Origin of the sequence: Nocardia sp. NPDC051990, assembly GCF_040680755.1 — a bacterium.
GTDB lineage: Bacteria > Actinomycetota > Actinomycetes > Mycobacteriales > Mycobacteriaceae > Nocardia.
This window is the reverse complement of record NZ_JBFAXH010000021.1, coordinates 50,794-65,520: the sequence shown is the minus strand read 5'-3', so window position 1 is coordinate 65,520 and position 14,727 is coordinate 50,794. Positions and strand designations below refer to the sequence as shown.

Genomic DNA, 14,727 nt, shown 5'->3' with positions numbered 1-14,727 from the left:
TCGGGGGATCGTCCGCAGGCTCCGGAGAAGCTTTTGCTGACTCCGGAGGTCGAGGCGGTTATCTCGCGGTGGAATCCGCAGGGCATGGCACTGTTGCGGGCGGTGCGGGGGACGGGGGTGGCGTCGGCGGTCACGTTGATCGGGCCCGATGATGCCAATACGAGCTTGTTGCGCACCGAGTTGGCGCGGTTCGAGCCGCGGATCGTGCTGTCGGATCCGGTGCCCGATGCGAGTGCTGTGGTGGAGACCACGTCGCCGTCGGATATTGCCCCGTCGGCGGTCGCGCTGATGCTGTTGGACGCGGGTAGTGCCCTCGGCTCGGACACACTGCATGTGGTGCAACGCCTGCGCGCCGACGGGACCCGGATCCTGCTCGCCATGAACGGCATTCACGCCTATCAGGACTGGCGCGCCGTACAGCAGCACAACCTCGAACTGCTCGCCGCTCATGGCATCGACGATCTGGAGATCGTGCCGGTTTCGACGCGACTCGCGGTGGCGGGGCGGGCGGGCGGAGACGCGGGCCTTATCGATCGCTCCGGACTCGGCGCGCTGCATGTGGAACTCGCGGCGGCCACGGCCGGCACCGGATCCGACGACCGGGTCGCCGCCGTCACCACACGCGTGCTGACCGATACCCGCCGACGGGTCGGCGAACAGGTCGCGGTGCTGCGCTCCGGCGCGGAACCGATCCAGTGGCGCGAGGAACGCGCCATACTGCTCGCCGGACGCGACGGCGGGCGGGCCACCGCCATGTCCACCCTGCGCAGCCAATTGCAGCTGGCCCGGGTCGATCTGATGACCGATGTCGGGGCCAGGGTCCGCGCGCTGCACGCCGCGGCCCGTGGCGAACTCGATCGGCTGCGCCGCTCCGAATTCGGCGCCTATCCCGAACGCCTACAGCAGGCTGTGCAAGAGCTGACCGATGCCGCGGACGGAACCATCGACCAGCGGCTGTCCGAACTCACCGATCGCCTCGACGCAGCGCCGGAAAACGACCGCGGTATGCCGCCGCGTTGGCGCGATCCAGTCCCGCGCGTCGGCCCGGATCCGGAGCCGAGGCACCGGGGTGTCGAAGATCACCTCATGATCGCGCTCGGCGCCTCAGCGGGGGTCGGCATCGGCCGGCTACTGGTCGCCCCGTTCTCGCTCGTGCCGGCCCTCGATTTCGCGACCGTTCCGGTGACGTTGCTGCTCGGAGCGGGTGCGGCGGCCTGGGTGGTGCGGGCCCGTGGTCAGGTCGCCGACCGTGCGCACCTGCGTCAATGGGTCTCCGACGCGCTGGTGAATGTGAAAGCCCAGTTGGAGCAGCGCGTCGCCACCGCTCTGGTGGAATCGGAGACCACGCTATCGGAGCGCGTCATGCGCGCGAGCACCGAGCGAATCGTCGAAATCGACCGTCAAGTGGCCGAATTGGAGGCCAGACTGCGCCGCGCCGCGGCCGAGCAACCGGGTCAGCTGGCCGCCTGCGAACGCGATATCGTCATCCTCGATCGGTTTCGGACTTCTTTTGATTAGGTACCGTAGTGGGTACTCCTCGGCGAACCCGATTCCGTACTGGTCGTCACATCGCGTTAACCTCTAAAGCAGGAACCTGGGCGTCCGCTTCGTCCTTGTCCGCGGTCCAGACATGACGCGCTTTCGACTGGTCGTAGCGGGTGCCTTCCCGCCAACGGTGGCGCTCGGTGTGTTCGCGCTGGTCACGGGCCTAACCGCAGCGACTGCTCGCAGGTCGCTCGCAAGGGTCAGCCTAGGCGGAAACACCGCGAGCCGCCCATCTCAGGAGAGTTTTCATGACCTCAGCGACCATTCCTGGTCTTCGCGATTCCGACGGCAAGCAGCCGACCGCGCACAGCGAACTACTCGCCTGGGTACAGGACGTCGCAGAACTCACTCAGCCGGAGCGAGTGGTCTGGGCGGACGGTTCCGATGAAGAGTGGGATCGGCTGACCGCCCAGCTCGTCGCGGCGGGCACCTTCACCAAGCTCAACGAGGACAAGAAGCCGAACTCCTTCCTCGCCCTCTCCGATCCCTCCGATGTGGCGCGTGTCGAATCCCGCACCTACATCTGTTCGAAGACCGAGGCCGACGCAGGCCCGACCAACAACTGGGTCGACCCAACCGAGATGCGCGCCACCATGACCGAGCTGTACCGCGGCTCGATGAAGGGCCGCACCATGTACGTGGTGCCGTTCTGCATGGGCCCGCTCGGTGCCGAGGACCCCAAGCTGGGTGTGGAGATCACCGACTCCGAATACGTCGTGGTCTCGATGCGCGTGATGACCCGGATGGGCGCGGCCGCGCTGGACAAGCTCGGCACCGACAAGCCGTTCGTGAAGGCGCTGCACTCGGTCGGCGCGCCGCTGGCCGAGGGCCAGGCCGATGTGCCGTGGCCGTGCAACGACACCAAGTACATCACCCACTTCCCGGAGGACCGGGAGATCTGGAGCTACGGCTCCGGCTATGGCGGCAACGCGCTGCTCGGCAAGAAGTGCTACTCGCTACGCATCGCCTCGGCCATGGCCCACGATGAGGGCTGGCTGGCCGAGCACATGCTGATCCTCAAGCTGATCTCCCCCGAGAACAAGGCGTACTACATCGCCGCGGCCTTCCCGAGCGCCTGCGGTAAGACCAACCTCGCGATGATCCAGCCGACAGTTCCCGGCTGGCGCGCGGAGACCCTGGGCGATGACATCGCCTGGATGCGTTTCGGTAAGGACGGCCGCCTGTACGCGGTGAATCCGGAGTACGGATTCTTCGGTGTCGCGCCGGGTACCAACCGCAGCTCGAACCCGAACGCCATGGCAACCGTCGAGGCGGGTAACACGGTCTACACCAATGTGGCGCTCACCGATAACGGTGACGTCTGGTGGGAGGGCCTGGAGGGCGAGCCCGATCACCTGATCGACTGGAAGGGTAACGACTGGTACCTGCGGGAGACCGAAACCCTTGCCGCCCACCCGAACTCGCGGTACTGCACGCCGATGTCGCAGTGCCCGATCCTGGCTCCCGAATGGGACGATCCGCAGGGTGTCCCGATCTCGGCCATTCTGTTCGGCGGCCGCCGCAAGACCACGGTCCCGCTGGTGACCGAATCCTTCGATTGGCAGCACGGCGTCTTCATGGGCGCGACCCTGTCGTCCGAGCAGACCGCCGCCGCCGAGGGCAAGGTCGGTACCGTGCGCCGCGACCCGATGGCGATGCTGCCGTTCATGGGCTACCACGTCGGTGACTACCTGAACCATTGGATCAACGTCGGCAAGAACGCCGATGCGAACAAGCTGCCGAAGATCTTCTACGTCAACTGGTTCCGTCGCGGTGGCGACGGCCGCTTCCTGTGGCCCGGATTCGGCGAGAACTCCCGCGTGCTGGAGTGGGTCGTCGGCCGCATCGAGGGGTCGGCGCAGGCCGAGGCGACCGCGATCGGCAATGTGCCCACCGCTGCCCAGCTCGACCTCGAGGGTCTGAAGGTCGACCCCGCCGATGTCGACGAGGCGCTTGCCGTCGACGCCGACGAATGGCGCAAGGAGATCCCGCTCATCGAGGAGTGGTTCGAGTTCGTCGGCGACAAGTTGCCGTCCGGTGTGCGCGACGAGTTCGAGGCTCTGAAGGAGCGCTTGGGCTGAGCCTGATTTGCCGCGCCTTCGGCGCGGCGTGCTCTGTTGTTGGCCGCGCGGCCGCGAACGGGTCGCTGGTAAGACTCGCTCCGTGGTGGTCGGTGATGGCGGGTTGTTCGGCACCTGAGGTACGCGTGTCGAGACGCGCGCCTGGGCGTGCGCTTCGACGGCTCGGCTAGTCGATGGCCGCGCCTCCGCGCGGACGCGAGACGGGCCGCGAACTCCTCGCTCGTTAGGCTCTCGCTCCGTGGCTGAGCAATCGCCGAAACTCACGGCGCCGCCCGCACCATCTTTCGGATGGTGCGGGCGGTTTCGGTTGTGGCGGAGTTTTATTCGGCGAACGGTGCGCGGCTGATCAGCTGACGGAAGCCCGCGGTTCGCAGGAGCCATTGGGCGCGTCCGTTCGGCACCGCGGCCGCCTCGTTCGTGAACGCTTCCGTCATATGCTGTTTGAAGTTGTGCCGCGGATGACGGCGCAGTAGTTCCTCGACCCAGCTCGGGTCGAGATCCGACATCCGCGCCCCGAACACGTCAACGGCCGCACCGGCGGAAACGAAGCCGAGATCGTCGACCGTATCGGCCACCCCGACGGTGAGATGCGCGGCGATCGCGGCACCGACCGTCTCGGCCTGCTCCGGTGTCGCACCCGCGCCGATGACGAATTCGACGGCGCGCTCCGCCCCGGTCACCGCGAAACACCTTCCTGGTGTCGGGTGTTCGAGCTGCAAATCGTGCAGTAGACAGGAGACGTAGGCCAACTCGTCGTCGTATCGCGTGCCATCGAATTCAGCGAGCGCCCGTCCGAAGAAGTAACTCCGATACGAATGCGCCAACACGTGCACCGAAAGGCATTCCCGCGCTTGCTCTTCCGCGGCCTTGGCCAGCGTCGAATCGGGCAGTTGCAGCGCCGCGAAATCCACCCGTCCGCTGCCCCGCCTACCGACCGCCAACGCGACCTGCCCAGCAACCAGCCGGGGCACTCCCGCAACCAGCTTGGCGGTCAGCTGCCTGCGCTGACCACCGGAAAGCACCCCACCGGTACGCCTCGCCCATTCCCAATCCAACCCAACAGGCGCACCCACGTCGCTCTCCTTCTCCTTGAACCACATCTCGCTGTCCAGTGAATCCCCCCAACCGCCCCCCGACGAGTGGCACAAATGCCAGTAACCCTCGGATTCCCGCCAATCCACCACAGAAACCCGCTGGACGGGTGATCACGTGGAAACTGTGGCGGCAAACGCCCGAGAAGCCCCCGCCACCAGCGCCACCTGATCTTTGATCCGATGCGACGATCGTCGATACCTGGGGTGGTTCGGTGAGTCTGGGCTTCCAATCGGCCGGGACGGACTCGACGCTGATCTTCGGCGTGGTCTTGCTCAGTGCCACGCGGGCCTGTTCCTCGGAAACACCTCGAGGGTCAGCTCGATTAACCTCTCAGCGCTGTCTTGACGGCTTGCCTGGCAAAGCAATCGACTGGTCCGCACAAGGTGTGATGGCCAGAGCCGGTGCGTCGGCGCACGAGTGCTGTTTGGCGGGAATTACGGTAGTGCTCGGATTGGTGCCAAGCTGATGGGGTGAAGCGGGTAGTCGCGTTGGCATTGGATGGCGTGATGGCGTACGATCTGGCGTGTGCGGTCCAGGTGTTCCGCCACGGGCCGGGCAAGACGGGGGAGCCGGTGGGATTCGAGATGCGGACCTGTGGCGTGCGGCCCGGCCCGGTGTGGACTCCGAACGGGTTCGAACTCGCGGTCGACGCGGGGCTCGAGGCGCTGAACAGCGCCGACATTGTGGTGGTTCCGGGAATCGGGTTGCCGACGCTGCCGCCGGCCGATGCGGTGCTCGATGCGCTCCGGGCCGCGTCGGCACGAGGCGCGACCATGGTGAGCATTTGCGTCGGCGCATTCATCCTGGCGCGGGCCGGACTCCTGGACGGGCGGCCGGCCACCACCCACTGGGCATATTGCGATGAATTCGCGGAACTGTTCCCGGCGGTCAAGCTCGACCCCGCCGCACTGTATGTGGACGATGGCGATGTGCTCACCTCGGCGGGATTGTCCGCGGGAATGGACCTGTGCCTGCACATCGCGCGTCGAGAGCTGGGCGCGGGGGCGGCGGCCGATCTGGCCCGCTGGAATGTGACACCACCGCACCGAGAGGGCGGTCAGGCACAATACATTCCGGATGCTTTGGGCGGCAATGACTTTCCCGGCGCCCTGGCCGCGACCATGGCTTGGGCGGTGGCGAATCCGGCGGCGGCGCCGGATGTTTCGGCGCTTGCTGGACATGCGCTGATGAGTGAGCGCACGTTCATCCGCCGGTTCAGGGCGGAGGTGGGCACCACGCCGCGGCGTTGGTTGGAGGCGCAGCGCACGGTGCGTGCCAGAGAGTTGCTGGAGACTACCGAGCTGCCCGTCGAAGTTGTTGCGGCGCAGTCCGGATTCGGTAGCGTCACCGCATTGCGGGTGCATCTGCGCGCGGCTACCGGGACGACGCCCGCTGGTTATCGCCGGTCGCTGCGCCGCTAGCGGATCTCGTCGGCGACTGGTGCATGCCCTACGGTATCGATCGGCTGATGTTCTCGGATTGGCGGATTTGGAGCCGCCGGTACGCTACGGTTGATTTGCCCGGCCGCGCTTTGTATCAAAAGGAAGCATGCTCGGGAGGGGCCTAATGCTTCACATGTTTTCCGTCACGTGACCGCCCAGTTCGATTGCCAACTATTAACCTATTAATTGAATCGACTGAACTACTTCCCTTTCGATTCGTGAATCCGCATACTCGCGGCCAGCGATGAGATCGACGCGTGAGAGGTGGTTGGACCATGAACGATCTGGACATCGGCCCGCAAGTCGCCGGTATCGAGTCGGCGCCCGCGAGCACCCCGCTGCAGCGCGCTGTCGGACGTTTGCAGGATGCGCTGCCGTCGGGTTGGCAGGTCGAAATCGTCGACCCACCCGATGCGCCGAGCATCGTCGACGCACCGGGTCGTCAGCCGGTAGTCCGGGTGGTTGATGCCGGGGCTTGACTGCCGTTCCCAGTACCACCGCCTGGCCTCAGCCTGGTGTTACCCGGTTTCCAGCGGTGGACTGCTCCTATCCCGTCCATCCCAACGGCATCAGCAGGGACTTCTGCTCGCAGAATGCGTCCAGACCCTCCGGTCCGTTCTCGCGGCCGAGGCCGGAGTTCTTGTACCCGCCGAACGGCGAGCTCGGGTCGAACGCATACCAATTGATCGCATAGGTTCCGGTACGCACCCGTGCCGCGATTTCCGCACCGTGCTCGATATCGGCGGTCCAGACCGAGCCGGCCAGGCCGTATACGGAATCGTTCGCGATGGCCACCGCCTCGTCCTCGGTCTCGTACGGGATGACCGACAGGACCGGGCCGAAAATCTCCTCCTGTGCGATCGTCGACTTGTTGTCGACATCGGCGAAGATGGTCGGCTCGACGAACCACCCGCGGTCCACACCAGCCGGGCGACCGCCGCCGAGCACCAGTCGCGCGCCCTCTTCCTTGCCCTTGGCGATGTAGCCCTCGACGCGGTCGCGCTGGCGTTCGGAGATCAGGGGGCCGAAGGTGGTCGCCGGATCGGTGGGATCGCCGGTCTTCAGCGTCCGCACATGCTCGACCAGGGCGTCCAGGATCTCGTCGTAGCGGCTGCGCGGCGCGAGAATGCGGGTCTGCGCGACGCAGCCCTGGCCGCTGTTCATCAGACCGGAGAAGGCCAGCACCGGAATATTGGCGATATCCATATCCGGCAACAGAATTGCCGCCGATTTGCCGCCGAGCTCGAGCGAGACGCTCTTGAGCTGTCCGGTCGCAATGGCGCCGATTTTGCGGCCGACCGCGGTGCTGCCGGTGAAGGTGACCTTGTCGACGCCCGGATGCGAGACCAGATACTCCGCGGCATCAGCCTCGGCGGGCAGGATCGACAGTACGCCCTCGGGCAGGCCCGCCTCGGTGAAGATTTCCCCGATCTTATTGGCGGTCAACGGAGTCAGCGGCGCGGGCTTGAGCACCACGGTGCATCCGGCGAGCAATGCGGGCGCGAGCTTATTGGCTGCGAGGAACAGCGGGACATTCCATGCCGTGATGGCCGCGACCACCCCGCGCGGCTCGCGCGAGACCCGCGTGGTGCCGAACAAGCCGGTGCGGGTTTCGTGCCAGGGGAAGGACTCGGCCAATCCGGCGTACGCGTCGAGCGCGGCCACCGCCGGAATCTGGTTGAGCGTCATGGCGATCATCTGCGGTGCGCCCATTTCCGCGGTGAGCGTGGCGAGCAGATCGGCCGAACGCTCCTCGATCAGGCGGGCGGCGCGCGTCAATACCTGGGCGCGCTCCGCGGGCGGCGTGGACGGCCACGGACCGTTGTCGAAGGCGTGCCGGGCGGCGGCGACGGCGGCGTCGACATCGGCGCGACCGACCACCGGGACGCTGCCCACCGGCTCGACCGTCGCGGGCGAGATGACCTGGAGGCGCTCGGTGGCGGCGGGCGCGGTCCAGCGGCCGCCGATGAACAGGCTGTCGTAATGCATGAGAACACGTTACAGTTTTGCGGCTCGATTGTCTGTAACGCGTTTCAGTTTTCCCAGCCGGCCGGCATGCTGAACAGCGCGAATTCCGACCTCCCGGTTCGCTTTTCAGAGAACGCACTATTGCGTTCTGTTGCCGCACCGGTCATGCTGTAGTACTGATCAGCTCGCTCGATTCATGAACCGATTACGCAATTGGGGAGTCAGAGCCATGGCGGTGCAAGTGATCGGTCGGTCGCTGATGACAAGCGATCAGACCGAGCATCAAGCTAAGAGTGTCGGCGCGGGTGGGTGGGTGGTTTCCTTCCTACCGGGCCGGACGCTGACCATTGAGCAGGCTACGGCCGCGATGCAGGCCGCCGAGGCGGTCGCCGTGGTCGGGATGCTGGCCTATCAGGTCGGCCTGACCACCCTGGAGACGGTTGGTCTGGCCATTCAGGAATCACCCTGGGTGGCGGCGGTCGACGCATGCGGGCGCAGGAACTGGCGCCGGGGTTGGCTGGAGAAGTAGCGCTACGGCTTGGTCGCCACTACCACCAGATTGCTCACCAGTAACTCTCGCAGTATCGGTACATGAACCACCCACCAGGCCCAACGTGGGTGGTAGCGGGGGAATACGATGCGCGCATCCGCGGAAGTGCCTGCGGCCCAACGTAACCCGTCGGCGGCACCGACCGCGAACAGTGATGTGCCGAAGCGGTTCTTCGGTTCCCGGCCGGTCTTGCGACGGTAGCGGCGTGCGGCGTACTCGCCACCGAGGTAGTGCCACGGTCCCGTTTCGTGCCCGCCGAACGGGCCGTGCCACACCGTGTACGACAGCACGATCAAGCCGCCTGGACGGGTCACCCGCACCATTTCGTCGGCCATGACCCACGGGTGCGGCACATGTTCGGCGACGTTCGAGGAGAAGCAGATGTCGACCGCGTTATCGCGGAACGGTAGTGCCATACCGGACCCGCGGACCGCACCGGCTACCGAAAGTCCGGCGGCGTGCATCTCCGATGGGTCGGGCTCGACGGGGATGTAGCGTGCACCGGTCTTGACGAATTCGTCGGCGAAGTAGCCGGGGCCGCCGCCGACATCCAGGATGGTCGCGCCATCGAGGCCGCGTCCGGTGATGTCGGTGTAGAAATCGCCGATCATCGCCGCGCTGTCGACGGCCAGACCGCCGTAGAACAGTGCGGGATCGGTCTGCTCGAACCGGAAGCTGCCGAGCAGCCGCAGCGATCGGCGCAATGTCGCCCGCCGCGCGAACCGGGAGAAGGCTCGTCCACGCCGTGGGGCATACGCCGCCACGGCCTCGGCTGGCTCGATTTCAGCTGTCGGCACGGCGCAGAGTCTCGCACAGTGCGGGCGACGCACCGCAGTCCCGCCTGCCTGGAATGGGAATTCACGCGAGCGTCGGTTGCGGTTCATTCGGTGTCCGGTTGCCGGGATGGGGCGCGGTGCGGGCTGGTCGGCCGGGGTCGCGGGTTAGGGTGTACGGCGATATCCTTGACCTGCCGACGAGAGAAGCTTCACTGTGCGCGAAGTCCTCCTGCTGTGCTGGCGTGACACCGGGCACCCGCAGGGCGGCGGCAGCGAACGGTACCTGGAACAGGTCGGCGCTGAGCTCGCCGCCCGCGGGGTCAAGGTCACGCTGCGCACCGCGCGCTATCCGGGCGCACCGAAGCGGGAGCGCATCGACGGCATCGACATCAGCCGGGCGGGCGGGCGGTTTTCCGTCTATCCGCGGGCACTGGCCGCGATCGCATTCGGACGGCTCGGTATCGGGCCGCTGCGGAGTCTGCGGCCCGATGCGGTGATCGATACGCAGAACGGGATCCCGTTTTTCGCGGGTGCGGTGACCAAGGCGCCGTCGGTGGTGCTGGTGCATCACGGGCATCGGGAGCAGTGGCCGGTCGCCGGACGGTTCGTCGGGCGGATCGGCTGGTGGATCGAGTCGCGGCTCTCGCCGCAGGTGCATCGGCACAACCAGTACCTGACCGTTTCGCTGCCCTCGGCCGAGGAACTGGCCTCGCTGGGGGTGGACGGTTCCCGGATCGCGGTGGTCCGCAATGGCGCCGAACCCGTTCCCGCGGACGCACCGACCGGTTGCGCGCAGACGCGCGCCGAAGAGCCGCGCATCGTGGTGCTCTCGCGATTGGTGCCGCACAAGCAGATCGAAGACGCGTTGGCGGTTGTCGCCCGACTACGGAGTCGGATTCCCGGCCTGCGGCTCGATGTGATCGGTGACGGTTGGTGGGCGGACAACCTGCAGGCCGACGCCCGCGACCTCGGCATCGCCGATGCGGTCACCTTCCACGGCCACGTCGATGAGCGGCGCAAACACGAACTGCTCGCGCGCGCTTGGGTCCATGTGCTGCCATCGCGCAAGGAGGGCTGGGGCCTCGCGGTCATCGAGGCGGCACAACACGGGATACCGACGATCGGTTACCGCAGTTCGCGCGGACTCACCGATTCCATTGTGGACGGGGTGACCGGGGTGCTCGTCGACGATGTGAGCCAGCTCTGCGAGTCCGTCGGTGAGCTCATCGATGACACCGAAGCGCGCGTGGTCATGGGGGACAAGGCCCGTGCCCGTGCGCGTGAATTCTCTTGGGAGCAAACCGGGAAGGGTGTGTACGAGGTGCTGGCGGCTGCGGCTCGTGGGGAGCACACCTCGGGGCTCATCCCGCCCGGTCCCTGATTGCGGTCGTGCGGCGAAATCGACGCTGACTCGCCACATGCGTGCGGCCGTTGTCGTGGTCCTTGCATCGACCTCGGAAATGTCGTAGGCGTAGTAGGCCTACCGATCGGCACCCTGCCGCGAGCGGGCCGCCCCCGGTCGTGGCCCTACTTGTGTGCGTGCGCTGCCGCTCGGTCAACGGTTCGGGCGTGGACGCACTATGGCCGCCAGCAGCAGACCGCCGACCAGCAGGCCGGCCCAGAGGATGTGGGCGGCGTAAGCGACTACCCGGTGTGTGGATTGCGATTGTTTGAAGTGGTCTGTGGCGTCGGGAACTCGGTACAGCGCCAGCTGGGTGTCGGCGTAGACCGAATCCAGCTGGGCGAGCGTTGTTTTCGACTCGCCGAGCGGTCCGGGTGTGGTGCGTTCGACGAGAACCCAGCCGACCCCGAGCTCACCCAACCGCTGCGCCGAATCGCCGTGCAGCAGTGCGTTTTCCACCTTCCGCGCCCGAGCGCCCTCACCGGCCACGGTCCGCCCGTGCACCGGAAGCTCACCGGTCTGCAGCACATCGCGGGGTAGCATCCGCGGTGCCGGATCCAATACCGCCACCTTGCCGCTGTACGGAAACTGCCGGAACATCCCGCCGGGCAATACCGCAACATCCCCGGGCCCATCGATCCGCTCCGCGACCCGCTGCCAGCCGACCGGATAATGCACCGGCCGCAGCGCGCCACCGACGCCCCAGGCCACATCGAACAGCGGCAGCATAAGCAGTGCGATGAGTCCCGTTGCGGTCAACGTCATCGCAGGTGTCCGCGAGCTCGTTGCGGCGGCGTTCGCCGTGCAGCGCACTGCGATGGCGCGACACCCAGCGGCGGCGCACAGCACATAGGCAGGCATGGCAAGCGCCACGTATTTCTGCGTATCCCGCAACAACCCCGCCCCGGGCATCCGCGCAACGAGCCACTCCATGCCGCTCATACCCCACGACGTCGCCCCCACTGCGGGCAGCACGACCGCGAACGCCGCCAGTACCAGCAGCCCGCGACGAACTTGCAGGGCCGCGCGGTCGATGCCGCCAGCGCAAGCGGCATCGTCTCTGCTGGTCGCGACATCGGGCTGCGCCGAATGGGTTGTGGCGATATCGGATTCGACGTCATCGGCTCGGCGACGGGTAACGCCCGTCTTGATCCCGGCGGTGGTGCGGATGCCAATGGCCACGAGGGCGAGGAGCAGGACGGTGGCGATCAGGGCGAGAGGGGTGGTGCGGGAGTCGGGGACCGAGTCGGCGTTCCAGATTCCGCCGAGCCCGGCCAGGGCCCCGAGGGTGCCGAGGGCGGGTTCGGCGCGGGCGGCGAAGGCGGCGATTCCGGCCGGGTCGGAGGGGTCGGAGCCCGCGCCGGACAGTGCCGTCGCGGTCAACCATGGCGCGGACGTGGCCAGCAGCAACGCAAGCGTTCCGAGTAGGTTGCGGCGTCCGACCAGAACCACGGCGGTGCAGCCCGCCAGCAGTGCACCCGTCGGCGTCAGTCCCGCGACCGCGAAGCATCCAGTCAGAGCCGCCCACGAACCCACCGCACTGCTTCGGAAAGCGGACTTCTTTCCGCAGTCCGTGCCGATGATCGTGCCCTGGTCCGCCGCGGCCCCACTGGGCGCGCGCATCTTCGGGTGCTCCGCGGTAACCGTGGCGCTGCCCTCGGTCGCTTCAGCGGTCGGCGGCTTCCTTCGGGAAGTGGCGCCGGAGGTGATCGAGCGACGGGTACGGATTCGGTAGGCGGCCAATGCGGTCCAGGGCAGGGCCGCATATCCGGTCAGGAGGCTCCAGTGGCCTTGTAGCAGGCGTTCGGCGACGTATGGGTTCCACATGGCTACGGTGACGGCGACCAGTTGCGGACCGGTCGACACCCGAAGCAGTTCCATGGCCAGCACCGCCGCCCCATACCCGGCCGCCCACAGCGCGACGAGCAGGATCGTCTTGACGATCAAACCGCCGTCGACGAATGGTGAAAGGGCGGCGAGCAGCGCGTCCTGCGGGACTGCGCGTGCGGCCGCATCGCCGAGACCCAGTGCCGAGTCCGTCATATATGAGCGCGGTGTGCTGACCGCATCGCGCAGCAGGAGATAGCCCGGCCCCAACAGCGGCCCGGCGATGACCGCCGCCAGCAATCCGCTGTAACCGGCGGGGACGAACCTCGCCCACCGGTCGCGTCGAGCCGGTCCGCTGCCACTCACGCCTGTGCACCTTACGTACCGACGAGCAAACCGCCACCCCCCGGTGCCAAGCGCATGTTGGGACGGCGACCGGCAGCGCCTACCGGCGAGTCGGTGCCGCGCTTGCCGCGCAATGTCCGATCGCCCGCACTGCGGGGAAGTCGGCGGCGAAGCCGCGCAACAGTTGTAGCGTCCTGCGGACCGGTTGACCCGTGGTCGCCCTGTCGATCACGCCAGACAAACGCTCTGCCACCCGCGCACCTCCGTGGCGAGGTGGCGCCCGGCGGGTGGGCGACCGAGCGCGATCTGGCGTCGATCGGTGGCGTCGGTCTGCTTATCGATCAGGTCCGCGGCGGTTCAGACGGCGGGGCTTGCGGGACGCGGGGTGGCGGGGTGGGACGATTGCCGCGTGCCTGCTGTCCGTCGTCTCCCCGTCGTGGCGGATCTGACGTTGGTCACGGCCGGGGCGATGACGGCCAATGTGGCGGGATATCTGCTGCAGATGCTGGCCAGTCGGTGGTTGGGCGTCACCGGATACAGCGAATTCGCCAGTCTGCTCGCGGTGCAGCTGTTGTGTGCGGTGCCCGCGCTGGCTTTGCAAAACGTGGTGGCCAGGGAACTGGTGCGCGGTGCGAGGGTCGCGGTGCTGCGTGGGTTGCAGTGGCGGTGTGCGGTGATCGTCGCGGTAGTCGCGGCAGTACTTGTACCGGTTGTGACCGCGGTGCTGAACGTCGACGTACTCGCCTGTGCGGGCGCCCTTGGCGCGGCCCCCGCTCTGGTCCTGCTGTCCGGGGAACAGGGAATCCTGCAGGGCAGCAGACGTTTCCGAGCCCTGGCCGTAGTCCTGGGCGCGGCCGGAGTGGCGCGCGTAGCCCCGGCATTGGTGGTTCTCGCCGCGGGGGGCGGCACGGCTCCCGCACTGTGGGCCGCCGCTGTGGGCATCGTCGTCGCCGCCGCGTTCGCCCGCTCGACCGCGGGCTCGCCCTCAGCACGCATTCGCCCCCCGGCGAAAGAGCGGTCGCCGGACGCAGGGCTGTCCGGTGACGCTGCGGGCGACGCCGCGGATCAGGAAGTGCGTTCCGTCGGTGTGTTGCCGGTTTTGCGCGCGGCGCAGGTGCAGGCGGCGTTGATGGCATTGTCGTCGGCGGATCTGATCATCGCGCGAATAGTTTTGAACGAGGCGGATGCGAGCCGGTACGCGCTAGGGGCGATCGCGGCGAAGATCGCGTTCTGGCTGCCGCAGGCCGTGGGAGTGGTGCTGTATCCACGGATGGCGCAGCCGACGCATTCGGCGCGGGCGATCCGGGATGCACTGGCAGTGCTGTCCGGCATCGGAATCGTGGCGGTATCGGGCGCGGCCCTGGCGGCGCCGATCGCGCCATTGTTCGCCGGACAGGATTACGCGCCGATCCAAGGCTTGCTGTGGTTGTTCGCCCTGCAGGGAGCCATCCTCGCGGTGCTGCAAGGTGCGCTGCTTTCGGCGATCGCCGTGGATCGCACCGCCCTCGCCGCGGCGACCTGGCTCGGCCTGGCGGTCGAGGTGATCCTCATGACCTGCTTCGCCCGCTCGGTACCGACGCTGATCACCACCGCGGTCTCGGTCGCCGCCGCTACCACCACGCTCGTGGTGGTGATCGTATTGCGTACCGCCGACCGCTCCAGGACTGCCGAATCGTCGAGCGCAGCTGGCTGAGCA

Annotated in this window: 11 protein-coding genes; 7 read left to right on the top strand and 4 right to left on the bottom strand. The window is 67.3% G+C overall.

From position 1 onward, the window contains the following. The first annotated feature begins 33 nt into the window (after positions 1–33). Both AB0L63_RS28275 and AB0L63_RS28270 read left to right on the top strand, forming a co-directional pair. A complete protein-coding gene (locus AB0L63_RS28275) occupies positions 34–1,518 on the top strand; it encodes a hypothetical protein (protein WP_364506668.1) in 1,485 nt (494 codons plus the stop codon). A gap of 275 nt (positions 1,519–1,793) precedes the next feature. After that, positions 1,794–3,626, top strand: a complete 1,833-nt coding sequence (locus tag AB0L63_RS28270; protein ID WP_364506665.1) for a phosphoenolpyruvate carboxykinase (GTP) — start codon at positions 1,794–1,796, stop codon at positions 3,624–3,626. 320 nt (positions 3,627–3,946) lie between these two features. On the opposite strand, the gene AB0L63_RS28265 is transcribed toward AB0L63_RS28270, so the two are convergent. Continuing rightward, a complete protein-coding gene (locus AB0L63_RS28265) occupies positions 3,947–4,726 on the bottom strand; it encodes a phosphohydrolase (protein ID WP_364506785.1) in 780 nt (259 codons plus the stop codon). A gap of 465 nt (positions 4,727–5,191) precedes the next feature. Here AB0L63_RS28265 and AB0L63_RS28260 point away from each other — a divergent pair, with 465 nt between their 5' ends. Both AB0L63_RS28260 and AB0L63_RS28255 read left to right on the top strand, forming a co-directional pair. After that, positions 5,192–6,142: a helix-turn-helix domain-containing protein gene (locus tag AB0L63_RS28260; protein WP_364506662.1), complete on the top strand. Its 951-nt coding sequence runs from the start codon at positions 5,192–5,194 to the stop codon at positions 6,140–6,142. 296 nt (positions 6,143–6,438) lie between these two features. Beyond that, entirely contained in the window at positions 6,439–6,642 is a 204-nt protein-coding gene (locus AB0L63_RS28255) for a hypothetical protein (protein WP_364506659.1), read from the top strand. Positions 6,643–6,709: 67 nt separating this feature from the next. Here AB0L63_RS28255 and AB0L63_RS28250 read toward each other — a convergent pair whose 3' ends face one another. After that, complete coding sequence (locus tag AB0L63_RS28250; RefSeq protein ID WP_364506657.1) at positions 6,710–8,152, bottom strand: aldehyde dehydrogenase; 1,443 nt, start codon at positions 8,150–8,152, stop codon at positions 6,710–6,712. 208 nt (positions 8,153–8,360) lie between these two features. On the opposite strand from AB0L63_RS28250, the gene AB0L63_RS28245 reads away from it, so the two are divergent. Next, the gene (locus tag AB0L63_RS28245) at positions 8,361–8,660 is read left to right on the top strand and encodes a hypothetical protein (protein WP_364506654.1); all 300 of its coding nucleotides are present in this window, start codon (positions 8,361–8,363) and stop codon (positions 8,658–8,660) included. Between the two features lie 2 nt (positions 8,661–8,662). On the opposite strand, the gene AB0L63_RS28240 is transcribed toward AB0L63_RS28245, so the two are convergent. Next, entirely contained in the window at positions 8,663–9,445 is a 783-nt protein-coding gene (locus AB0L63_RS28240; RefSeq protein ID WP_364506782.1) for a class I SAM-dependent methyltransferase, read from the bottom strand. A 226-nt stretch (positions 9,446–9,671) separates the two neighbouring features. Between AB0L63_RS28240 and AB0L63_RS28235 the strand changes: the two genes are divergently transcribed. Further along, positions 9,672–10,838, top strand: a complete 1,167-nt coding sequence (locus tag AB0L63_RS28235) for a glycosyltransferase family 4 protein (RefSeq protein ID WP_364506652.1) — start codon at positions 9,672–9,674, stop codon at positions 10,836–10,838. 174 nt (positions 10,839–11,012) lie between these two features. Here AB0L63_RS28235 and AB0L63_RS28230 read toward each other — a convergent pair whose 3' ends face one another. Next, positions 11,013–13,052: a hypothetical protein gene (locus tag AB0L63_RS28230; protein WP_364506649.1), complete on the bottom strand. Its 2,040-nt coding sequence runs from the start codon at positions 13,050–13,052 to the stop codon at positions 11,013–11,015. Between the two features lie 448 nt (positions 13,053–13,500). Here AB0L63_RS28230 and AB0L63_RS28225 point away from each other — a divergent pair, with 448 nt between their 5' ends. Beyond that, positions 13,501–14,724 carry a polysaccharide biosynthesis protein gene (locus AB0L63_RS28225; RefSeq protein ID WP_364506778.1) on the top strand — a complete coding sequence of 408 codons (1,224 nt, stop codon included), beginning with the start codon at positions 13,501–13,503 and terminating at the stop codon, positions 14,722–14,724. Positions 14,725–14,727: the final 3 nt, after the last annotated feature.

Coding starts and splice junctions, on each gene's coding strand:
- AB0L63_RS28265 (WP_364506785.1), bottom strand. CDS start 4,726: ATGTGGTTCAAGGAGAAGGAGAGCGACGTGGGTGCGCCTGTTGGGTTG.
- AB0L63_RS28245 (WP_364506654.1), top strand. CDS start 8,361: ATGGCGGTGCAAGTGATCGGTCGGTCGCTGATGACAAGCGATCAGACC.
- AB0L63_RS28225 (WP_364506778.1), top strand. CDS start 13,501: ATGACGGCCAATGTGGCGGGATATCTGCTGCAGATGCTGGCCAGTCGG.
- AB0L63_RS28250 (WP_364506657.1), bottom strand. CDS start 8,152: ATGCATTACGACAGCCTGTTCATCGGCGGCCGCTGGACCGCGCCCGCC.
- AB0L63_RS28255 (WP_364506659.1), top strand. CDS start 6,439: ATGAACGATCTGGACATCGGCCCGCAAGTCGCCGGTATCGAGTCGGCG.
- AB0L63_RS28270 (WP_364506665.1), top strand. CDS start 1,794: ATGACCTCAGCGACCATTCCTGGTCTTCGCGATTCCGACGGCAAGCAG.